This window comes from Bartonella sp. TT119HLJHH (assembly GCF_042193385.1).
GTDB lineage: Bacteria > Pseudomonadota > Alphaproteobacteria > Rhizobiales > Rhizobiaceae > Bartonella.
Genome location: NZ_JBHILS010000002.1, coordinates 202262 through 225422, shown reverse-complemented (window position 1 = coordinate 225422; position 23161 = coordinate 202262). Strand labels below are relative to the sequence as shown.

Genomic DNA, 23161 nt, shown 5'->3' with positions numbered 1-23161 from the left:
CGAAGCTGTTAACATATTTTAATATAGGATTGTGTATGACTCGCACTTTTGCAATTCCTCCCAAAGCATCTAGAATCACTCATAAAGAAATATATCATGGTATTTTTCGTGATGATCCCTATCATTGGTTACGTGCGTCTAACTGGCAAGATGTTTTTAAAAATCCTAACTGTCTTGATCCCAATATTCGACATTATCTTGAAAAAGAAAATGCTTATCAATCAGCTCAAATGGCTGATACAAAACCATTACGAGATTTGCTTTTTACCGAAATGAAAAACAGGATCCAAGAGAATGATAGTTCTGTTCCTATAAAACATGGTGCTTTTGCTTACGGATTCTCTTATGTTACCGGAGGCCAACAACCACATTATTTTCGGACACCAAGGAATGGCGGAGAAAAAAACGTGTACCTTAATGGTGATGTCCTAGCAGAAGGCAAAGAATATTTCAAATTTGGTTCAGTTCAAGAATCTCCTGACCATACACATGTGGTATGGACCTATGATGACAAAGGATCAGAATTCTATACAGCTAAAATTCGTAATTTTGAGACATTGTCTGACTGTATGGACACAATTACTGATACATCTGGTCAAATTGTATGGGATGCTAGATCTGAAGGTTTTTTCTATACTAAGATGGATAAAAACCACCGACCTTCAGAGCTCTATTATCATCAATTAAACACAGATCAATCACAAGATAAGCTTATTTTTCGTGAAGACAATCCAGGTTTTTTCTTAGATGTAAGCGGTTCTAAGCTTCATGATGTTATTTATATTAATATTCATGATCATGAAACATCCGAGATCTGGTTAATTCCAGCTGAGGCGCCTTTTACTGTTCCAAAATGTGTACGGAAACGACAAAAAGGTATTGAATATTCACTTACAGAGGGTGGTGATGTCTTTTATATTTTGACCAATTTAGATAATGCAAAAGATTTCAAAATTATGGTAGCGCCATATACATCTCCACAATCAGAAAATTGGTCTGAGTTTGTCCCACATCAGCTTGGGTGCCTAATATTATCCCATGATGCTTATCAAGATTTTCTTGTCTGGATCGAACGTTTTGAGGGGCTTCCACGTATAAAAGTAATGGAACGTACCACTAAACAAGTTAATTCTATTGCTTTTACTGAAGAGGCTTATTCTTTAGGTCTGCAAGGAGTTGCAGAATATAACAGTCCAACTATTCGTTTTTCTTATTCGTCTATGACAACACCTGATCAAGTGTTTGATTATGAGATGAAGAATTGTAAACGAATGCTTTTAAAAACGCAAATAATTCCCTCTGGGCATAATAAAGATGCATATGTAACACGACGTATTACAGCAATAGCAGATGATGGTGAGAAGATTCCTATTTCACTTTTTTACCACAAAAACACTCCCCTTGACGGTGGTGCGCCTTGTCTGCTTTACGGTTATGGTGCTTATGGGATCTCTATTCCTGCCAGTTTCAATAGTAATGTACTTTCTCTAGTGAACAGAGGTTTTATTTATGCCATTGCTCATATTCGCGGAGGAAAAGAAAAGGGAGTAGAATGGTATGAGAAAGGAAAACATCTCTTTAAGCACAATACATTTACAGATTTTATTGCTTGTGGGCGTTACCTTGTAAACAATAAATTTACTTCTCACGACCGGCTGATTGCTCATGGTGGTTCAGCAGGGGGGATGTTGATGGGAGCTATTGCCAATATAGCTCCACAGGATTTTGCTGGGATCGTAGCGAATGTGCCTTTTGTTGATGTTTTAGCGACAATGTTAGATGCTTCATTGCCACTCACACCTCCAGAATGGGCCGAATGGGGGAATCCTCTTGAATCAGAAGAAGATTATAAGCTTATTGCTTCCTATTCCCCCTACGATAATGTCAAAGCTCAAAACTATCCCCCTATACTTGTGATGGCAGGATTAACAGATCCTCGTGTAACTTACTGGGAGCCTGCAAAATGGGTGGCAAAATTACGAGACCTAAAAACAGACGATAATGCAGTTTTATTACGTATTAATATGGATTCAGGGCACGCTGGTGCAGCTGGACGTTTTTCAAAGCTAGAAGAAGTTGCCTATATCTATGCATATATTCTAAAGATAGCAGGAAAAGACTTTTGCTAATCCATAGATACCTCTGTATGAAAGTCTCCGATAATTTATTGGATTATAGAGACTTTCATACACTAAAAAATTATTGAGACAGTTTAAAATTCACATTCTTCATAAAGTTTCAAAACATAGTCCCAATTAATTAAATGGTCTACAAAGGATTCGAGGTACTTCGGTCGAGCATTGCGATAATCAATGTAATAGGAATGTTCCCACACATCGACACCCAAAATAGGGCGAGCATTGTGCACTAAGGGATTTTCACCATTAGGTGTTTTCATAATTTCAAGCTTGCCATCTTTAACAGCAACCCACGCCCATCCAGCACCAAATTGGGCACCAGCAGCAGCAATAAAATCAGCGCGGAATTTATCGTAACCACCTAGATCAGCGTCAATAGCTTTTGCTAACTTTTCAGGAAGTTTTTGACCACCACCATCTTTTTTCATCCAAAGCCAAAAATGGTTATGATTGTAATACTGTGCTGCATTATTAAACAAACCAATATTTTTTCCAAAACTTTTTTTAACAATATCTTCAAGGCTTTCATTTTCTAAGCCTAACTCTTTCACAAAATTATTGGTATTGGTAAGATAAGCAAGGTGATGCTTATCATGATGATATTCAAGCGTTTCGCGTGACATATAAGGCGAAAGGGCATCGTAATCATAAGGCAACGGGGGCAATTCAAAAGCCATTTAAAAATCTCCTCGATTCTAATTGTTAAGCTTATTTCATAAGCCTAATTTGCCATTTACCGAATTTAAAAGCAAATGTTGAATACCTAGTTTGTATGAAATAGTTTTAATGTCTCTCTTTTTGTAAAAGAAGCTTTTAGGAAATGTATATTCATCAATCAAAAAGGGTATTGGTCTACATAAAGATTGCTTCTGAAGGTTTCTTCCATCTATGAGCGGGTAAAAAATATCATTATCTTTTGAATAAAAAGTAAATGGAAATAGCTATTATTCCTTATTTTTGTATCTCTATTTTTTCAAATGCCATATAAAATGTTTTTAATTTTTGCAAAACTCTTTTAGAGTACTAGTGTATCATAATGTTTTCAAAAGAATATTAAGTGTTATTTTTTAGGAAATATTTTTCAATGTGCTTGATTTCATTTTATGGTGCTACCCATGAATAATATAATGTAAAAACTAGAGGACGTTATCATCTTTACGCTTAATGCAAGAGCACAGCAGCACTATCATACACTTACCGGTCGCCAATGTGGTGACAGCTTTTTTCTTAAATTGAGCAAGATGGGATTCTAATATATCAAGAAAAGTAAATCATATGCAAATTTATTAGATACATGAGTAAACCGCAAGATTTTCATTTTCTGTTCCTAGAAAATCAATACAAAGAGCAAAATAATTGATGGATAAATGGTTCCTGCTTATGTTAAAATCACAACTGTATATCAGTTTCTGCTACGAATTTGTATCGATGGCAATGCCATACAAGACTCAGAAATTTTATGATAAAAAAGTAAAGTCTTTGATTTTCAGATATTGCGTCCAATCACAGGAATCGCTATAAGGTGCAAGAGTCGCTATAAAGCGTGTTTTTTTGGGGTATAGCCAAGCGGTAAGGCACCGGTTTTTGGTACCGGCATTCCCTGGTTCGAATCCAGGTACCCCAGCCAATTCTAGTGGAATTAGTTAATCAAAGTTCAGCTTGAGAGTGGCCCCCTTAACCTCTGTTGCTATTCATAGCAAGTCTGGTAAGTTGAAAAGCATCTATTTGTAGCGGGGCAGCTCTAAATATGGTAAAGTTTTCTTTTACTATAGCTATCGCTCAAAAAGCTCTTTTAAAAGATTCTTTTTTATAAGAGGCGAGGAGTAAATGATTTATGCGCACTTGCTTTAGAAAAACTATTTGACTGGATTTTTTGCTCTATAGCAACACCAGCGCGCAATTTTTCGTATTCCACCATCTTCATTACGTCGAACAGCGTAGCAATAATGCTGATCAGGAAATATATTTCGTTGCATATCACGTACAATATGAGCAGTATGGCCATAGGGTGCTACACAATCAATAAACCATACGTATTTTCCATTCTGCCAATTGACATCGGGTAAAAATTCTCCTTTTTTAAACATAGATTGATGATTTTTCTCATCTAAAAAAGCCCAAGTGATAAAGGCACAAAATTCTCCACGTTCATTTTTATAGAGCTTGTATTGCCCAGTCTGTAAAGCTGGTCCTAAATTTCGTTCGATATCCCAGATTCGCCAGCGGCGGTATAAGGGAGATGTAAGCATTAAAACAACCATGGCACCCAAAGCCGTAAGAGGGTCTATGAATGATGGTGATGAATTTTCATTTACAGACATTATCTTTCCTTTAGAGATTGTTCTAAAACTTTGGTAATAGGTTCAAAGAAATAGGAAATGAGACGCCGTTTTGAGGTAATGACATCCGTTGCCACAGTCATGCCAGGGATAAATTTAAGATGTTTGTTATTCAAAGTGATGTGATCTTGGTCAATTTTGATTAAAACAGCATAGACACCATTAATTTCTTTATTATAGCGCGCTGTAGCGCCTACATTAACGACTGTACCGTGGATAACACCGAAACGTTCAGGTGGAAAGGCAGAAAACTTGATGTAAGCACGTTGACCCTTTTCTAAAAAACCAATATCTCGATTATCAAAAAACGCTTCAACAATGAGACCACCTGCATCAGGGACAATACGCATAAGCGTTTTACCAGCTTCTACAAAGCCGCCCAAAGTATGGATACTTAAATCATCGATACGTCCATCAACAGGCGCATAGAGTGATAAGTGGTCAAGATGGTATTGAGTGCTATCAAGCTTTGCTTTTAATCCTTGAAGATTCAGTTCTGTTTCACGCGAAAGTTGGCGATAGCGGGCGATTTCATCGGAAATGAGACTTTTCCGTTGTTGGCGGAGGGTGTTTATTTCGGCGGCATTTTCTTCCAAACGTCTTTGATTGGTTAAAATTTCATGCTCGACATTTTTAAAATCATGTAAACGCTCTAAATAAACGGCTTGGCTAATGACTTTTGTTTCCATTAGGCTTTTTGCAGCTTTTAATTTTCCTTGGCTTAATTGACGATCATCTTCCAACCTATCTAATTGCGCATGTTGTGTTGCACCGCTGCGCTCGACGCGGTCCGCTTGTGCTTTTAGCGCTCTTAATTTATCTTGGAGAGATTGAAGGGCAGCGCTAATGAGTTTTTCCCCTTCTATTCTTGCAGTCTGATTGCCAGAAGGAGGAACTGGCAGATAGGCAAGCCCTTTGGTTACAAAATCTTTATCCAAAGGATCACTTTCATGCAAAGCTGTTAAAATAGCTGTTGCGATTTGTGCTTGAAGGGTTTGTTGCGCGATATCTGCTTGAACACGTGCGCACTCATTGAGGGCTTCACGAGGATCTAATTGAATAAGGAGATCACCTTGATGAACAAATTGCCCTTCTTTTACAAGAATTTTCTCAATGCGTCCTGTATTTTGCGCTTGGACCAGCTGAACGTAAGCGGTGGGAATAACACTTCCTTGCCCCCGTGCAACAATCTCTGTTTTTGCGATAAAGCTGCCGATCACAATAAAGAGAAATAAGGTGATCAAAACAGCAACCACCATATGAAGCGTTGGTGACAAAGGGCGCAAATAGGGAGCTTTATCTGCCATTTTTTGCCTCCAAATCAGTAAAGTTTAAGACGGTTGCATGCTGAGGAAAGAGGTCACTTTTGTGGGTAATAACAAGAACAATACGTTCTTGCGAAAGTTTATATAAATGCTCAACAATTTGTGCACTGACAGTGTCATCCAATGCGGAAGTAGGTTCATCCAAAATAAGAAGGCTTGGGTTTATCAGAAAGAAACAAGCTAAAGCCAAGCGTTGGCGCTGACCACCTGATAAAAAACCACCTTGCTCTCCTACTTGAGTATTAAGTCCTAAAGGCAACTGAGCAATCAAATCATGGCAAGCACTAACATATAGTGCAGCGTCGATTTCATCTTTAGTGGCATCTGGTTTAGCAAGAAGCATATTCTCAAGAATGGTTCCGGAAAAAAGGCAAGGATTTTGAGGAAAATACGCGATTGTTTCACGCACGCTACGGACATCAAAATTCTGTAAAGGTTGGGCGTTAATCAATATCTTTCCGCTTGTTGGGGGATAGAGTCCACAAAGGAGCTTCGCCAAGGTTGTTTTTCCGCACCCTGAAGGACCAAGTAACATAATTGGTTGCCCAGGTTGTAAACAGACATCAAGATGATTGATAATGGACTTATTTCCATAAGAAAAACAGAGATCGTTGGCTTCAAGATGAGGAGGAGCGCTGAGTTGAAGAGGCGGCTTTTCTTCTTCCCATTCTGAAGGGGAGTTAAGAATATCGCCCAAACGAAGACGAGAGATTTTCAAATGCTGCCATTCTTCCCATAGGGATGCAAGGCTTAAGATAGGACCAGAAACATTTCCAGCGAGGAGATGAAAGGCAATAAGTTGCCCTAGCGTAATTTGGTTTTGAAGAACTGCCTGAGCACCAAAAAAGATAATAAAAATAGTGAAAAGATCACCAAAAATATGGCTCATGGCTCCATTGAGAAGATGTAATTTACTGGTTGTAAGGCTTTGATCTAAACTACGGGCTAAAGTTTCTTGCATGCGTATTGTATGAGCAGATTCTTTTACGTGTGCTTTAATGGCTTCAAGATTGGTAAAACTTTCAATAAGGCGCGATTTATGGACAGCTTGCAGAGTGAAAGCACGGCGTAATTGGCGGCGCAAGAAGGGACCGACTAGCGCTAAAGAACCCATTTGTAAAGGTAAAATGATAAGGACAATGAAGGTCAGTTTCGGACTAATGGAAAAGAGTGCAGCAATATAAATAATGGCAAACAGAACATTTAGAACAGTTGTGGCGATGGTTCCTGTTAAAAAACCGCGAATTGTATCAACTTCTCCAATACGTGAAAACAATTCTCCCACTTGCCAACGGCGTAAAGTGGGCAAGGAGAGACTTAAAAGATGGGTGTAAATGCGCCGTCCAAATTCTAGCGTAAGCCGATTGGCTAAATAGGCACCTAAGTAGCCTGATAGAGTGCTAAGAGCTGTGCTAAACAGCATGATAGCAACCATCAAGACAACGATAGCATAGAGACTTTCAATACGCTGAAAAGGGAGAATACGGTCGATAATCGCTTGAAAAATAAAAGGATTCACCAAGCCCAGCAAACGCAAAACAACAGCAACGCAACTGAGTTCGATAACATAATAGATATATTTCTTTGTTGTTCTTGTAAACCAAGAGAATGATACAGGTTTTTCTTGTGAATGACTCATTTGAATTTATGATTTTATTTAAGAGAAAGAGCGATTGATGTCGCATATTTAAACAGTATTGTAAATAGTATTATATTTATACAAAATATACATTTTGTGTGAATATAATATAAACATAATGTATTTATTGTTTATACAGTATTTTTATTGTTATTATACAAATTATATTTGACTTATTATAAAATGAACAATAATGAATTTTCCACTGTATCGTTGTGATACAGTTATTTTTAATAATAAAAGGAGGATTTAAATGGGTAGTTCAAGCTCATCAAATGATTCAAGTAGTAACTCACATCCAAAAAGTTGGCTTTTTCCAGAAGATGATTATAGTACAGGCGCTCATGCCCAAGCAGCAGGTACAGGTGGCATCATAGGAGACGTAATAGGAGGTATTGCTGGACCAGGAGGTGCAGGTGCTGGCTTACTCGGTGGAGCAGTAAGCGGCGGAATAGGAGGAGCTGGTGATTCAAGTAGTAACTCACATCCAAAAAGTTGGCTTTTTCCAGAAGATGATCATAATACAGACGCTTATGCTCAAGAAGCAGGTGCAGGCGGCATTGTAGGATTAGTATTAGGAGGTGGTGCTGGTGCAGCGGGAGGTTCTATTGCTGGATCAGGAGGTGCAGGTGCTGGCTTTCTCGGTGGAGCAGTAAGCGGCGGAATAGGAGGAGCTGGTGATGCCTTGGTAGATAAGTACAATCAATTTCATCCGAATCCGAGCTGTGAAGTAGGCGATTACGTTGAAGCATCGGCCATAAAGGGAGGGATAGGAGCACTAGGAGGAGCATTAGGTGGTTCAGTGGCAGGTCCTGTTGGTACGTTCACTGGAGCAGTAGGCGGCGGACTAACAGGAGCAGCTAACGGTTTTGTAGATAAGTATAATCAATGTCATCCAAATCCGAGTTGTCAAGTAGGCGATTACGTTGAATCAGCTGCCATAAAGGGAGGGATAGGAGCAATAGGAGGTGGAATAGCAGGAGCTTCTGGAGGTCCTGTTGGTGCGCTCGGTGGAGCAGTAGGCGGCGGACTAACAGGAGCTGCTACCGGTTTTATAGATAAATACAATCAATGCCATCCGTAAAGTGGAGGGACACTGTTTCTAATTTATTTAGAAAATAACGATAAAGATATTTCTGAGATCAGTGATATTGTAAACATACTTTAAAGCTATGGCTAAACTGATTTCAGGGATATTTTTGTTTATGATAATAGATATTTTATTTTGGATTCTTTGTCATGTATACTTTTATTAGTTCCTTAGTGACAGCAATTGCATTTGGATTTTTCATGTTTTTTTTCAATAGATTTAAAGGTGAGAACTGGAGTATAAAAAGGATAATATTATCAACAATTATATTTTTTATAATATATTATTCTGGAAGTTTATTAGTTAAATATATGGGAATTTTATAAATATTGTTTATATATAAAATTATACTTAATTAAGTTAAGTTTATTATTTGAATTATACTCTATTGCTCTCTCTTAAATCATTCATAAAGTAGATGAAATTTCAGTCTGGATTTTTTGTTATGCATACTTTTACTAGCTCCTTATTGGCAACGTTTATATATGGATTTTTAATGTTTTCTTACAATAGATCTAAAGGTAAGAACTGGAGTATAAAAAGGACAATATTAACAACAATTAGGTTTTTTATATTATATTATGCTGCAAATTTATTAATTGAATATACGGGAATTTTAAAATAATATAGAATTACGTTATTATCAGCATTTTATTATTTATCATAATTTATACATTTTACAAATTATATTTGATTTTTTTGCTAAATAGCATGCTCATCACATGATTCAATTAGTAACTCACATCCAAAAAGTTTTCTTTTTCCAGAAGAAGATGATTGTAGCGCAGGCTCTTATGCTCAAACAGTAGGCACAGGCGGTCTCGTGGGAGCCTTATTAGGAGGAGGGGCTGGGTGCAGTAGCTGGTCTACCTAGAGTAGTAGGAGGCGGATTATTAGGAGCTGCTATCGGTTTGATAGATAAGTACAATCAATGCCTTCCGTAAAGTGGAAGAACACTGTTTCTAATTTATTTAGAAAATAACGATAAAGATATTTCTGAGATCAGTGATATTGTAAACATACTTTAAAGCTATGGCTAAACTGATTTCAGGGATATTTTTGTGTATGATAATAGATATTTTATTTTGGATTTTTTTGTTATGAATACTTTTACTCGCTCCTTAGTAACAGCAATTGGATTTGGATTTTGCATGTTTTTTTACAATAGATTTAAAGGTGAGAACTGGAGTATAAAAAGGACAATATTATCAACAATTATGTTTTTTATATTATATTATTCTGGAAATTTATTAGTTAAATATATGGGAATTTAAAATAATATAAAATCAAGTTGTTATATTATTTTAAAATATAATTATAAGGTGTTACTTGTAGAGTTATTTATAAAAAATAAGTTATTATTTTTATATAATATTTATCTTTAAAAAAATGTTTACTGATTACAGTTAGACAGAGACTTTAAAATCAGTATTATTATCAATATTTCTGTTTTTATTTCCTATTTTTTTAATCTTTTTAATTATTTAAAGAATGAGTTGTTTTGAGATTATTGTCTTTTGTATAAGCATTGTCAGTTTATAGTTTTTGAAAAGTGATTCTCTTCTTATGTGTCATATTTATTGAAAAATAAGCAATTTTTATGAAATAAAGTGCCTTATCTCTCTTGATTTTTATCCATCATCTTGAGAAAGAGGAAGTGACGCGATTTCTGTATCAAGCGCATCCATAAAATCGATAATAAAAGCAGCATTTGTCCCCAAATCTCTTGGCAAATAACGAGAAGCAGAACGCATATCAACAAAAGTTGTATCTCCTTCATCAGTTAAACGAATGACAATGTCTGAAATGAAACCAAGGTAAAAAGTTTTTGCCATTGTTTCAATATACAGTTCATTTTCTTCACCTTTAAACTCTCGTTGAGCCACAACAGGCCAATCATAGGCTGCTAAAACATTGAGAACAGATTCGCGAATACAGTCAGGTGAACCATCATAACGGCGCCCCGATATTTCTGGCCATTGTGACATCTGTAATGTTTCTTGTTCAGTCAAAACACTTTTGAGCGGTAAAGCATCGCTGGGACGTATTGTGCGAAAAAAAGCTGGCGGGCTTTGTGTATCGGTAGAAATATCGTAAAGAGCCGGTAAGGTAAACCAAAGTCCAAAAAATAACATCAATGGTGTAGCCGTTATCAACGAATAAATGATCCCTTTTAAAGCTTTCATTCCCCCTAGGGCTCCATAGATCCATAAGCTGTAAAGTGCTTTTAAAGCAAGAAAAAGAGAAATAATCACACAGCCGGTAGAGATTCCGATCAAAATTATGAAGTCGGTTACGTTAATGACGGAAAAACGTTGTAAAATGACTGAAAATAATAAAACAAAGAACGACAATCCACCAAATCGAGGGGACCATACTGCTGCTCTTGAAATGAACCGAACATATCTCTTCTTCATGAAGTTTTTCCCCTCAATTGTAAACTATAAGCCAAGTTTTTTCAGAGTGCTATCTTACAAAAAGCTTCTGCTCATAAGAGAAAAATAAAGCACTTATTTTTGAGGTCAAGGATGCATAATGTCTTATAAGTTTCCAGCGGTTATTTTAGCACTTCATTGAAGGTAATCAGTATTTCTTCTATAGTTTATCATGTTATTGATGCGAACTTTATGGGAATGTTTGTAAATAAAAAGAAGTAAACTCAAATAACAAGTTTTACGGTTGTTAGCAGCATATTTTTCTAGAACTTTACTCTTGATTTTCTCTTCTGATTGCGGGGAGTTTTTTCTGTCAGATAATGCGTATCAAATAGGATATGATGATGTGCAATAGAGATTTCATTCTATCTCAATAAAAAATTGAGGGATCTACAATCAGACAAATCTGAATTCGAATATTCAATTAATAGAGAAAAAAGATAACCATTTTGATAGTCTTCATGTATTTTGTATAGAAAGTAAGGTATTGTACAAATGAGAGCTTAGTCCGTTTTTATTCATAAAATATGCGGCAGGTCGCGGATGAAAGAAAAGCTTCACTTTCTTTTTTTGCAAGTGAAGAAGGGGCAAAAATACGTAAAATGACAAAACCTTCATTCAAATTTTTAGCAACCAAAACTGAATTGGCATTTTTTTTAGGTTTTGATTTTTTGAGTTCTATGATTTGTATTGGTTTTCCAATAATAAGATCGAGTGTATTATCAGGGGCTGTTCGGTCATTAAGGCTATAGAAAATAATTCCTTTGTGTGTGTAGGCTGCTAGTGACCAAAATTGTCGTGTTTTCAAAGCTTTTAAATGAACAGGTCCATTTTCAAGATTAAATCTGCAGACTTTAAGAAGAAAGAGGGGATCAGCAGATTGTTGAATAGGATTATCGGGAGTAAAAGCAACAAATTGATAAGGGGCTCCGGATTTTTTAAGTGCTGTCCATATATTATTTTGTGTCCAATAGGGGATCAGAAAGAGAACGCAAATATGAACGATAATAGCGCCAATGATTGCAAGAAGTGCGGTATGAATAAATCTAGTCACAATTTATTTGTCCTGATGGAATTTGTTCTATTGATGGCATTGTAAGCTTTTGTAATGCCGTTGCAGAGATGATTGAGGTATCGTATAAGGTAAGAATAAGCCCGAATTCTTTTTGACTAACTGTTGCAAGCCAATTGCCAGCTTGTGGTGTAGGTGAAATATTGATGCGCAATGAGCCATCATGCTCATAAATAATAGCGTTCGTGTGGAGTTCAAAAGGTATTTCTTTGGATGAAGTATAGGGTTTTAGGGATTTGTCAGCTGTATAAAGGGTAAAAAGACGAGTTTCAGGGATGGTGCCTTTGAGCCAATAATGACAGTGAGGATGAAGTGGACGCCCTTGGTTGTCTTGCCAAATCTGGAATTGAAGACCTTCAGTGCGTCCGAGTGAAACAATGCCTCGTTTGTCCGTGCGGGCGCGGGTATAAGGATCCATATTAGCGGTTCCCACCTGTGGATAAGCACTCCATTTTCCAATTCTAAAGAGTCCAAAATGATGAAAGGAATTGAGCACATAATTGACACTCAGTGTTCCACATAAAATGGAAAAAGCGAAGATAAAAAAGAAAATGGTGATATTAAAAAACATCAGTGAATGTCTTGAATTCAAAATGTTGAATCTCCAGTTGTTTTCATTTTCAAAGAAATTGCAGATGGTTTTTTCAGATCTTTGTTAATCAATCGCACGATATTTAATGTTTCAGGAGAAAGCGTAGAGGGTATTGGAGGAGGAACTTCAGAATCTGCATGGGAAGAAAGTACTGGGGGCTGATAAGGAAGGAGAGAATCTTTAACACCATAGAGCTGTTTGAGCATGATATTTTGATGTGCAGCAAGCATGATGCTATGCCATATCATGGCAGGAACGCCCCCCCCAAAAGCACGATTCATCGGTGAAAAGTTATCATTTCCCATCCATACCGCTCCAGTATAATTGCCAGTAAAGCCAACAAACCAAGCATCACGATAGGATTGTGATGTTCCAGTTTTCCCAGCGACAAGAGTCATGGGCAGAGCAGCACGCTTACCAGACCCTCGTGTTGTGACACCCACCATCATTTGGTTCATATAAGCAGCTGATTGTTCACTCAGAACTCGGTGTAGTTTTTTTCCGTTATGTTCGAAATCCCACACGACACGACCATCAATTGTTCTGATTTGCGTAAACCCATGACGATTACCCGCTATTCCTCCATTGGCAAAGACATTAAAACCTGTAGCTTGATCCATGGGAGTCATGTTGGAAGTGCCAAGAACCATCGTTTTGTGTGATAAAATATGCGCGTTAATCCCCATATTCTTGATGAGATCTATGATAGGTTGGGTATTGCGATTAAGATATTGGTAGGTGAGATACACAGGGACTGTATTGATAGAAAAAGCTAAAGCTGTTGCTAAATCAATTTTTCCCAAATAACGACCAGAATTATTTTTGGGTGTCCAACCTCCCCAATTGATTGGAGCATCTAGAACGATTGTTGAGGGTGACAGTCCATGTTCCATTGCGGCTGCGTAAACATAAGGTTTGAATGAAGAACCAGGTTGTCGACCGCCTTGTGTTGCTCTGTTAAATTGACTCTTTTTATAATCTAGTCCTCCAACAATTGCACATACGGCACCATTATTATCGAGTATAACGGTGGCAGCTTGTGTTACACGATATTGTTGACCATATTGATGTAAATGATAAGCAATAGATTCTTCTGCTGCTTTTTGAATATTCGGATCAAGGGTTGTTTGAATAATTAAATTATGACTTAGAAGTTGATTACGCATTTTTTTGACTTCCTCGAATGCCCAATCAAGAAAATAATCTGGCTGATTATTTTCTCTTTGGGGAAGTGCCTTAGCAGGGTGGCGATGCGCATTGATAATTTGGCTCTTCGTCATAAAGCCACTATTAACAAGATTAGAAAGGACGACATTGGCACGTGTTTGAGCAGCAAAGAGATGACTATGAGGAGCATATTTTGTTGGAGCTTTAAAGAGTCCTGCTAACATAGCAGATTCACTCAAAGATACATGACGGATATCTTTTCCAAAATAAAATTTTGCAGCGGCTGCAATACCAAAATTGTTTCCTCCCATATAGGCTCGGTCAAGGTAAAGTTGTAAAATCTGCTTTTTGCTAAAATTTGCTTCTAGCCAAAGAGCAAGATAAGCTTCTTTAATTTTACGTGTTATCGTTCTCTCATTTGTTAAGAATAAATTTTTAGCCAATTGTTGTGTGAGAGTTGAACCACCTTGCACCACACCTTTAGCTTGCATATTTTGTGAAATTGCCCGTGTAAGTCCTTGAAAATCAATGCCCCAATGATCAAAAAAACGACGGTCTTCTGTGGCGAGAACCGCTTTAATAACAGTGTCTGGCATTTCTTCAACGGGGACAGAAATAGCCGGCATTGCACCGCGGTGCCCAATTGGATTTCCATAGCGATCGAGAAAAAGAATGGAAAAGTTTTTAGGAAAAGACCAATTTGTTTTGGTCACTTCAAAAACAGAAATGCCCAAAATAGTGAAAAGAGTAAATCCCATCAACCCTAATGTCAGTATTTCATCGAGAACTTCAACGATAAAGCGTTTCCATCCTTGAAGATGAAAATTTTGTGAGACGATTTTTGCCTTTTTCCAGAAAAAACTGTTAGCAGAACGAATGTGATAAAGCGCTGTGTCTAATCGTGCGTCTAATTCAATGAGAGCAGGACTATGAAATGGCTTACGGTGTTGCCCTTTCTTTTTTTTTAAAAAATCAAACATTTAAAGAGAGCCTATGGCAAAGCAATACAACCAAACAAATCTATAATAATTTATATGGAGTAGAAGTATTTTTTTTCTATAGTGCTAACAGAGAAAGAATTTGTTTTAGAATTATTCATTTTTTGTAAGATAGTATATTAAGATTTTATTATTTCATTAAATAAAATTTCTTCTTATTATTAAAAATATTTTATTTTGAATTTTTAAAAATTTGTAGTAATATTAATACGTTATTCTGTAAGGTAGAGGATAAACTATTTTCCATTTGTGATTTTTAAATCGCCCCCAAAAAAACATTATTTCTTTTATCCTTTATCAAGGAAGAGAAGAGATGGGTTATTGAAATATTTATGATGAAAAAAAAATTCTTGTTCGTAATAATAGCCGCTTTTTTAGAAGCAGATTCTGTTCTAGCTTCTGGGTGTGCTGAAGTAGGTAAGAAGGCTGCCGCGCAAGAGAGCGGGGTTCTCGTCCGTTCAAAACCAGTTGTTCAGGATGGAAAGGACATGTGTGCAATTGTGGTTGTTGTACCAGCCCGTAATGGTGAAAAATTACGTCGTGTTGAGTTTTTTGTTCCTGCTGATTAGTTTTTGGCAGATGGTGTTGTGATGCGTATCTTAATCGTTGAAGATGATCGGAATCTTCACCATCAATTAGCAGAAGCTGTAAGACGTGCAGGATATGTTTCCGATAGTGCTTTCGATGGTGAAGAGGCTTATTTTTTAGGGAGCACAGAGTCTTATGACGCGGTGATACTTGATATAGGACTGCCGTATATTGATGGTATTCGTGTTGTTGAAAAGTGGCGTCAAGAAGGGCTCTCCATGCCTGTTTTAATGCTAACGGCGCGAGACCGTTGGTCTGATAAGGTGCACGGTATTGATGCTGGGGCTGACGATTATGTTGTGAAGCCATTTCATTTGGAGGAAGTGATGGCGCGCTTGCGCGCATTAATTCGTCGCACTACTGGACATGCGACGAGTGCATTATGTTGCGGAAATGTTTTGTTGGATACAAAGACGTCTCGTGTTTTTGTGGATGGTCAATTGATTAAACTAACATCTTATGAATTCAGACTGCTTTCGTATCTCATGCATCATTGTGACAGGATCATTTCAAGAACAGAGCTTACTGAACATCTTTATGATCAGGATTTTGATAAGGACTCGAATACAGTGGAAGTCTTTGTAGGTCGGTTACGGAAAAAGCTTGGAGTGGATTTGATTGAAACTATTCGAGGAATGGGATATCGCGTGAGAACGCGAGGTGATTAATGAATGTTTTTGAAGAGAATAATTGGTATAGGAGGTTCTTTTTTGTCATTACTCGATCTCTCAGTTTACGTGTTATGATCTTATCAACATTATGGGTTGTTATTTCTCTTTTATCGATTTCTGCAGTAAGTATTTTATTTTATAAGCGTTCAACTGAACAAAGCCTAGAGCGTATCCTTTCTGCTCAACTCTACAGTCTTATTGCAACAGTGACGGTGTCATCGGAAGGTACTTTAAGAGGAGGGGCTGGGATTGATGATATTCGTTATTCTGATCCAACAACAGGATGGTATTGGGAAGTTGTTGCGATATCCCATAATTTAAAAGGAAGATTGACATCCCCCTCATTGGGAACAGGCGAGATATTTACACCAAGTGATGTTGATATACCTTTTGACAATAAATTCTTTCGCTCTTATCGGATAATGGGGAACAATGGTCAAAAGCTACAAGTGATTGAGAGTGATGTTGTTCTTGATAATAAAAATCATATTGCACGTTTTCGGCTTGTTGGGAATATCGATGAAGCTCATGCCCAAGTAAAGGAATTTACGCGAACTTTGCAAATTTTTCTTTGGAGTTTCGGTATCGGGAGTGTTCTTATTAATATTGCTATTATTTTCTTTAGTTTTCAACCGTTGAAGCTTATTCGACGCGCATTGAATGATATTCGCGAAGGAAGAGTTCATTATGTGAATACGGATTTAGTAAGCGAAGTGATGCCGCTTGTACAAGAGATGAATGCTCTCATTAATAATAATCAGCGTATTATTGAGCGATTTCGCACACAAGTTGGTAATCTCGCGCATTCATTGAAGACGCCTCTATCCGTGATTATGAATGAGACAGATAAGATGCGCGGAGAAAAGGCTTGTTTGTTGAGAGAGCAAACGCAAATAATGCAAGCTCAAATCAATCATTATCTTCAGCGTGCACGGATTGCAGCACAATGCGATAGTATTGTCTATCATACGTCTGTTCGCAGTGTGCTTGAACGTTTGGTGCGGGTTATGAAAAAGCTTAATCCTGAAAAACAAATTCAATTTATTATGGATGTTGATGATATTGTTTTTTCTGGAGAGAAGGAAGATTTAGAAGAAATTGTAGGGAATTTGATTGAAAATGCTACTCAGTGGTCTCGAGCAAAGGTTTTGATCTCTTGTTGTTTAGAAGAAAATGTTGAAGAAAAAGAATATTTTAGTATCTTTGTAGAAGATGATGGTCCTGGTTTAACAGAAGACAAAATTGATGAAGCATTAAAAAGAGGGCGGCGGTTTAATGAAAGTAAACTAGGGGCAGGCTTAGGGTTAGCAATTGTTTCAGATATGGTCAGTGAATATGGTGGCAATCTCTTTTTATCACGTTCTGATTTGGGTGGATTGTATGCAAAAGTTTTGTTACCTAAGATGGGAGAATGACATATTTTCTTCTTAAGCAAGAAATGTCTATAAAGTTTATAAAGCAGTATTTTAGACAATACATAAAGAGTAGGGAAACATTGTTTTTAGTTTCTTTGCTTAATTGATATATATGATAGATATTTATAATATTCTCCATGAAAAAATGAATTTTTATTAATTCACATCACTCTTCTTATGAAGAGGATAAAATGTAAGCGAGTTATTCTCTGTTCGTATTGGAAAAAAACGATATGCTCTTATTAATTTTTGCAGCATTTTTTCTGACTTTTCTGGCAAGTATTCTTTTTCTTTCACTACGTTTTGACGATGAGATAAAGAAAGAATGGAAAGTTGAAACCGTAGATGGTTATAGAAGCCATAAGCGTACGATTGAGTTTAACAAGCTTTATATGCATTATAAAAAAAGAAATATTCTTAAGGCTTTGAGTATTTTGTTTGTTCTTCTGATGACATGGAGTATTTATGGGCTGATAGGCAATCCAGAAGTGAAAAGTTATTTTTTTAGCGAATTAATGGATAAGGATCCTAAAACTCTCAGTAAGCAAGAAAAGCTTATTCGTTTACAAGTGCTTTTTTTCCGTGCACCTCATGATGGCAAGCTAGCAGATGCGTTAGCGGTAGGGTATCTCGAAGAAAGCCTTTTTCAAGAAGCAGTGAATACGTATTTAGATGCACTTCGTTTGAATGGCGAAACAGCTCCAAGGCTTGTCGGATACGGTTTAGCATTGGTTGGTTATGAAGGGGGAGTGATAACGCAAGAAGCGCAAAATGCCTTTCAAAAAGCAGCAGATTTAGCGCCAACAGATTTTTATCCACGTTTGTTGTTGGCCGATGCATTGCATCAAGCAGGAAAAACTGCGCAGGCAGTGCAATTTTTACAAAGCTTTCTTGATACAATGCCTGAAAATTTTTCAGGACAATCACGTGTTAAAAAAATGATGATTCAGTTACGTGATTTATCGCGTAAGCATACAGAGAAAAGAAATCTTGCACCTATGTAGAAGATGTGCAAAGCTCTTAAAAAATAAAATATTGATACTTAATTATAACGCATTTAAACTTTTTTCGCAGAGTGTCTATGAACAGTCAATCTTTAAAGAGTTCTGCCTCATGGAAGGTTATTTTAGAGCAGCGAAAAAAAAGGCGCTTACTGATCATATTATTATGTTGTTTGGTTATGACAATTGCAGCAAGTCTCATAGTGTATGCAATGCGTCATGCGGTCAGTTTTTTTAGAATGCCCTCTGAAATTACAAGAGAAGATATTTTAACGGAGCGCCCTTTGCGTTTGGGTGGCTTTGTTGAAAAGGGAACCGTTCAATATGTTGGAGAGAGAGGCGTTATTTTTTTTGTAACGGATAACAAAAAACATGAAAAAGTGGTTTTCAATGGTGCCTTACCGGATCTTTTTCGTGAAGGTCAGGGGGTGATTGTAGAAGGGCATTTCGATAAACAGGGCTTTTTTATAGGGATGCGTATTTTAGCAAAACATGATGAAACTTATATGCCTAAAGAAACAGCTGATCGTTTGAAAAAACATTACATTATGGAGAAATAATTCGATTGTGCTTGTCGAACTGGGTCATATTTTTTTAGCTGCAGCATTTTCAGTAAGCTTATTAGGGGCGTTTTTACCTGCTTTAGGTTTTTGGTGGAGAGAGCGTTTGTTAATGCAAACAGCTGTTCCTCTAACATATATTACTTTTACATTACTACTTTTATCTTTTTTAGTGATAATTTATGCTTATGTCGTATCTGATTTTTCTGTTTTGAACGTTGTTGAGAATTCTCATTCAGAAAAACCGATGCTCTATAAAATTACAGGTGTTTGGGGAAACCACGAAGGCTCTATGTTGTTATGGGTTTTAAGTCTTGCTTTTTTTAGCGCATTGATGGCTTTTTTTAGCCAACATTTGCCAGAAGATTTTAAGACGCTTGTTTTAATTTGCCAAAGTTGGATTACAACTGCTTTTCTTTTATTTATTCTTTTTGTATCCAATCCATTTTTACGTATAAATCCACCAGCATTGCAGGGAAATGGTCTCAATCCTCTTTTACAAGATATCGCATTAGCAATTCATCCACCGCTACTTTATTTAGGTTATGTCGGTTTTTCACTTTGTTTTTCTTTTGCCGTTGCGGCATTGATTATGGGACATGTTGATAGAATTTGGGCACGTGGGATTCGTCCGTGGCTTTTACTTGCTTGGTGTTTTTTGACATTGGGTATTATGGTTGGCTCCTATTGGGCTTATTATGAGCTAGGATGGGGCGGTTATTGGTTTTGGGATCCTGTTGAAAATGTTTCGTTTATGCCTTGGCTTTCAGGAACGGCTCTTTTACATTCTGCTCTTGTTCTCGAAAAACGAGAAATATTGAAAAGTTGGACTCTGTTTTTAGCGCTGCTTACTTTTTCTCTTTCTCTGATGGGAACTTTTCTTGTGCGTTCTGGGCTTTTAGTTTCTGTTCATAGTTTTGCTGTTGATCCAGCACGGGGGAAAGCAATGCTTGCGCTTTTCTTTTTTTTTACAGGAGCGGCTTTTTTTCTTTTTGCTTTGCGCACCCCTATTTTAAAAACAGAAAGATTTTTTCAACCAATTTCACGTGAAGGGTTTATTGTTTTAAATAATTTGTTACTTACAACAATAACAGCAACAGTATTGATTGGTACGCTTTATCCTTATTTTATTGAGATATTAACTGGGCAAAAAATTTCTGTAGGGGCTGCTTTTTTTAACCTGACCTGTGGACCACTAATGCTTTTGCTGTTGTTGTTTGTTCCGTTTGGGACAATGATGGCATGGAAACGCGGTGATTTTCTTGCAGTTTTTGAACGGTTGTGGTTTGTTTTTGTATTCGTTGGTATCGTCTGTTTTATAATATTCTATGCGGCATCTGTGCGTGATATTTTTGCAGTTTTAGGGATTGGGCTTTCAGCGTTTGTTTTTTTAGGCAGTTTAGTGGATCTATGGGGAAAGAGTGGATATGGCAAGAGAGATTTTTCAGTACGCGTTAAGAGATTTCTTGGATTGCCATGGTCTACTTTTGGTGCAGCAATAGCACATATGGGATTAGGCGTTACATTATTTGGTATTGTTTGTGTGGCAAGTTTTGGGCAAGAACGTATTTTAATCATGAACGTAGGGGATAGGGTGACGATAGCGGATAAAACGCTTCATTTTGATGCAGTGTATGATGGTGTTGGTTCGAATTATTCGACAATGGAGTTTTATTTTAAAATATATGAAAATAAAAACATTGTGGGTCATGTAACAGCCTCAAAGCGATTTTATTCAAGTCAAAATACATCAACAACAGAAGTTGGTCTGAAAAATCATGGCTTATCGCAGCTCTATATTGTGCCGGGACGGATCGATAATCGGGGTCTTGTTGTGCACATATGGTGGAAGCCTTATGTAATATGTATTTGGTTAGGGGCATTCATGATGGCTATGGGAGGATGTCTTTCTCTTTTGGGGTATTGGTTTCGCATTGGCATGTACAATAGGGTAGTGCTTGCTTTAAATTTTGGGAAAAGACATTGAGATGAAAAAAATTCTTTGGATTGTATTTTTTTTAATTGCAACGTTTCCTTTTCGATTAGCAATAGCAGTAGAGCCGGATGAGATTTTAAAGGATAAGATTCTTGAAGCGCGAGCACGCCATATTTCATCGCATTTACGTTGTCCGGTTTGTCAAAATCAATCAATTGATGATTCAGATGCTGCTTTAGCACGTGATTTACGGCTTTTAATTCGGGAAAGGCTAAAAATGGGCTATAGTAATCAGCAAGTTACTGACTTTCTTGTTGAGCGATATGGTGAATTTATTCTCTTGAAACCACCATTGAATAAAATAACTTGGTTTTTATGGTTCTCGCCTTTGATCATTATTATCATTGGTATAAGTATCATATTTTTCCACTTCAAACGGAATAATCATGCGTTATGTGAATGAAAAAGAACAGTCAAAAATGTCATTGCATTAAAAAAGATGTTACATAAAAAAATCAGATTATCTGAATGAGCATACAATCTTATTGTAATTATATTAGGGAATACTGAAACCTTACAAAACTTTAATAATTTAGACAGAAAACGGTAAGGTCTGATATTTTATAAGTGATCGGAATTGAAATAAAGGTATGATTGAATAGGAGCATAGAATAAATGGTTAAAAAGGCTTTCTTTAAAACATTTGTCGCAGTGAGTTTTTCTGCGATATTGGAAAGTGCACTGTTTTTTAGTGGATGTACATCAAGCTTGTGGATGACAAAGGCTCATGCAAGTTCTGTATTGACTTCGTTAATACAACAACAGGGATTTGCCGATATTGTTGCTCAAGTGAAACCAGCCGTTGTAGCAGTACAAGTAAAGAGCAATAAAAAGAAAGAAGATAGGTTCTTTAGCAACTTTTTTAGTGGTCCAGGACTTGATCAATTACCAGATCAGCATCCTTTAAAAAGATTTTTTAAAGAGTTTTATGATTTTGATAAACCTAAAAATAAATTTCCGCACCAATCGCAGAGACTCCGTCCAGTTGCTTTTGGATCGGGTTTTTTTATTTCGTCTGATGGTTACATTGTGACCAATGATCATGTGATTTCTGATGGAACAAGTTATACTGTTGTTCTTGATGATGGTACAGAATTGAACGCAAAGCTCATTGGGAAAGACCCCAAAACCGACCTTGCCGTATTAAAAGTGAATGATAAAAGAAAATTTTCCTATGTTGATTTTGGTGATGATTCAAAGCTTCGTGTTGGGGATTGGGTTGTTGCCATTGGGAATCCATTTGGTCTTGGTGGAACTGTGACAGCAGGTATTGTTTCTGCACGCGGACGTGATATTGGCACTGGTGTGTACGATGATTTTATTCAGATTGATGCCGCTGTTAATAGAGGAAACTCTGGTGGGCCAACGTTTGATCTTAATGGAAAGGTTGTTGGGGTTAATACAGCAATTTTTTCTCCTTCTGGAGGAAATGTTGGGATTGCTTTTGCTATTCCAGCAGCGACTGTAAAACAGGTTGTACAACAACTTATTGAAAAAGGTTCAGTTCAACGTGGTTGGTTAGGTGTTCAGATTCAGCCGGTAACAAAGGAGATTTCCGATTCAATAGGATTGAAAGAAGCCAAAGGTGCTTTGGTTACTGATCCGTTAAAAGGACCGGCAGAAAAGGCTGGTATTAAAGCGGGTGATGTCATTATTTCAGTGAATAATGAAAAAGTTGCGGATGCGCGTGAGCTGGCGAAACGTATTGCAAATATTAAACCAGGAGAAATGGTAACCATAGGGATTTGGAGATCAGGTAAGGAGGAGAGCATCAAGGTTAAACTCGCTGCAATGTCTGAAGATGAAAGTAAGAAAGAGACTTCAAAACATTCAAATGGACAGAGTGATTTAGATGAAACATTGGAAGATTATGGTCTGATTGTTATGCCTTCTGATGATGGTGTAGGGGTTGTCGTAACGGATGTCGATACCGATTCAGATGCTGCAGATAAAGGGATACGCCCTGGTGATATCATTGTCACAGTAAATAATAAACCGGTTAAACGAGTCTCTGATATTATTAACACAATCAAAAATGCTCAGCAGTTAGGAAGAAAGGCTATACTCTTACAAGTGCGAACAAATGATCAAAATCGTTTTGTTGCTCTTCCAATTTTCAAAAAATAAGACTTTGG

18 protein-coding genes and 1 tRNA gene are annotated in these 23161 nt (G+C 37.0%); 11 read left to right on the top strand and 8 right to left on the bottom strand.

The annotated features are described in order from the left end of the window. The first annotated feature begins 35 nt into the window (after positions 1–35). Positions 36–2129 carry a S9 family peptidase gene (locus ACFIJL_RS02140; protein WP_375622289.1) on the top strand — a complete coding sequence of 698 codons (2094 nt, stop codon included), beginning with the start codon at positions 36–38 and terminating at the stop codon, positions 2127–2129. A gap of 83 nt (positions 2130–2212) precedes the next feature. Here the strand turns inward: ACFIJL_RS02140 and ACFIJL_RS02135 are convergent, their stop codons facing one another. Further along, entirely contained in the window at positions 2213–2815 is a 603-nt protein-coding gene (locus ACFIJL_RS02135; RefSeq protein WP_375622288.1) for a superoxide dismutase, read from the bottom strand. Positions 2816–3690: 875 nt separating this feature from the next. On the opposite strand from ACFIJL_RS02135, the gene ACFIJL_RS02130 reads away from it, so the two are divergent. Continuing rightward, positions 3691–3765: transfer RNA gene (locus ACFIJL_RS02130), tRNA-Gln, on the top strand. Between the two features lie 229 nt (positions 3766–3994). Here ACFIJL_RS02130 and ACFIJL_RS02125 read toward each other — a convergent pair. From ACFIJL_RS02125 to ACFIJL_RS02115, 3 genes are read right to left on the bottom strand one after another with little or no spacing between them, the layout of a single operon-like run. Then, on the bottom strand, positions 3995–4459 hold the full coding sequence (locus tag ACFIJL_RS02125) for a toxin-activating lysine-acyltransferase (protein WP_375622287.1): 465 nt from the start codon (positions 4457–4459) through the stop codon (positions 3995–3997). Continuing rightward, positions 4459–5784 carry an HlyD family type I secretion periplasmic adaptor subunit gene (locus tag ACFIJL_RS02120; protein WP_375622286.1) on the bottom strand — a complete coding sequence of 442 codons (1326 nt, stop codon included), beginning with the start codon at positions 5782–5784 and terminating at the stop codon, positions 4459–4461. Before ACFIJL_RS02120 ends, ACFIJL_RS02125 begins: the two co-directional genes overlap by 1 nt. Next, a complete protein-coding gene (locus tag ACFIJL_RS02115; protein ID WP_375622285.1) occupies positions 5774–7441 on the bottom strand; it encodes a peptidase domain-containing ABC transporter in 1668 nt (555 codons plus the stop codon). Before ACFIJL_RS02115 ends, ACFIJL_RS02120 begins: the two co-directional genes overlap by 11 nt. Positions 7442–7694: 253 nt before the next feature. Between ACFIJL_RS02115 and ACFIJL_RS02110 the strand changes: the two genes are divergently transcribed. Next, complete coding sequence (locus ACFIJL_RS02110) at positions 7695–8525, top strand: hypothetical protein (RefSeq protein ID WP_375622284.1); 831 nt, start codon at positions 7695–7697, stop codon at positions 8523–8525. A gap of 1637 nt (positions 8526–10162) precedes the next feature. On the opposite strand, the gene ACFIJL_RS02105 is transcribed toward ACFIJL_RS02110, so the two are convergent. The 4 genes from ACFIJL_RS02105 to ACFIJL_RS02090 form a co-directional block, all read right to left on the bottom strand. Next, positions 10163–10948 (bottom strand): DUF1499 domain-containing protein, encoded by a 786-nt coding sequence (locus ACFIJL_RS02105; RefSeq protein WP_375622283.1) that lies wholly within the window; start codon positions 10946–10948, stop codon positions 10163–10165. 532 nt (positions 10949–11480) lie between these two features. Continuing rightward, a complete protein-coding gene (locus tag ACFIJL_RS02100) occupies positions 11481–12020 on the bottom strand; it encodes a hypothetical protein (protein ID WP_375622282.1) in 540 nt (179 codons plus the stop codon). Then, positions 12013–12609: a DUF1214 domain-containing protein gene (locus tag ACFIJL_RS02095; RefSeq protein ID WP_375622281.1), complete on the bottom strand. Its 597-nt coding sequence runs from the start codon at positions 12607–12609 to the stop codon at positions 12013–12015. Before ACFIJL_RS02095 ends, ACFIJL_RS02100 begins: the two co-directional genes overlap by 8 nt. A 17-nt stretch (positions 12610–12626) precedes the next feature. Further along, entirely contained in the window at positions 12627–14777 is a 2151-nt protein-coding gene (locus ACFIJL_RS02090; RefSeq protein ID WP_375622280.1) for a transglycosylase domain-containing protein, read from the bottom strand. A 350-nt stretch (positions 14778–15127) separates the two neighbouring features. Here ACFIJL_RS02090 and ACFIJL_RS02085 point away from each other — a divergent pair, with 350 nt between their 5' ends. The 8 genes from ACFIJL_RS02085 to ACFIJL_RS02050 all read left to right on the top strand — a co-directional run bounded on the left by ACFIJL_RS02085 (position 15128) and on the right by ACFIJL_RS02050 (position 23153). Continuing rightward, on the top strand, positions 15128–15364 hold the full coding sequence (locus ACFIJL_RS02085) for a hypothetical protein (RefSeq protein ID WP_375622279.1): 237 nt from the start codon (positions 15128–15130) through the stop codon (positions 15362–15364). A gap of 21 nt (positions 15365–15385) precedes the next feature. Beyond that, positions 15386–16051: a response regulator transcription factor gene (locus tag ACFIJL_RS02080; protein WP_375622278.1), complete on the top strand. Its 666-nt coding sequence runs from the start codon at positions 15386–15388 to the stop codon at positions 16049–16051. After that, entirely contained in the window at positions 16051–17469 is a 1419-nt protein-coding gene (locus ACFIJL_RS02075) for an ATP-binding protein (RefSeq protein WP_375622277.1), read from the top strand. The genes ACFIJL_RS02080 and ACFIJL_RS02075 overlap by 1 nt, the downstream gene beginning before the upstream one ends. 233 nt (positions 17470–17702) lie before the next feature. Next, the gene (locus tag ACFIJL_RS02070) at positions 17703–18473 is read left to right on the top strand and encodes a tetratricopeptide repeat protein (protein WP_375622276.1); all 771 of its coding nucleotides are present in this window, start codon (positions 17703–17705) and stop codon (positions 18471–18473) included. A 77-nt stretch (positions 18474–18550) separates the two neighbouring features. Continuing rightward, a complete protein-coding gene (ccmE, locus tag ACFIJL_RS02065) occupies positions 18551–19030 on the top strand; it encodes a cytochrome c maturation protein CcmE (RefSeq protein WP_273791548.1) in 480 nt (159 codons plus the stop codon). A gap of 7 nt (positions 19031–19037) precedes the next feature. Next, positions 19038–21017: a heme lyase CcmF/NrfE family subunit gene (locus tag ACFIJL_RS02060; protein ID WP_375622275.1), complete on the top strand. Its 1980-nt coding sequence runs from the start codon at positions 19038–19040 to the stop codon at positions 21015–21017. Position 21018: 1 nt separating this feature from the next. Beyond that, positions 21019–21429: a cytochrome c-type biogenesis protein CcmH gene (locus ACFIJL_RS02055; protein WP_375622274.1), complete on the top strand. Its 411-nt coding sequence runs from the start codon at positions 21019–21021 to the stop codon at positions 21427–21429. 212 nt (positions 21430–21641) lie between these two features. Continuing rightward, positions 21642–23153: a Do family serine endopeptidase gene (locus ACFIJL_RS02050; protein ID WP_375622273.1), complete on the top strand. Its 1512-nt coding sequence runs from the start codon at positions 21642–21644 to the stop codon at positions 23151–23153. Positions 23154–23161 lie beyond the last annotated feature (8 nt).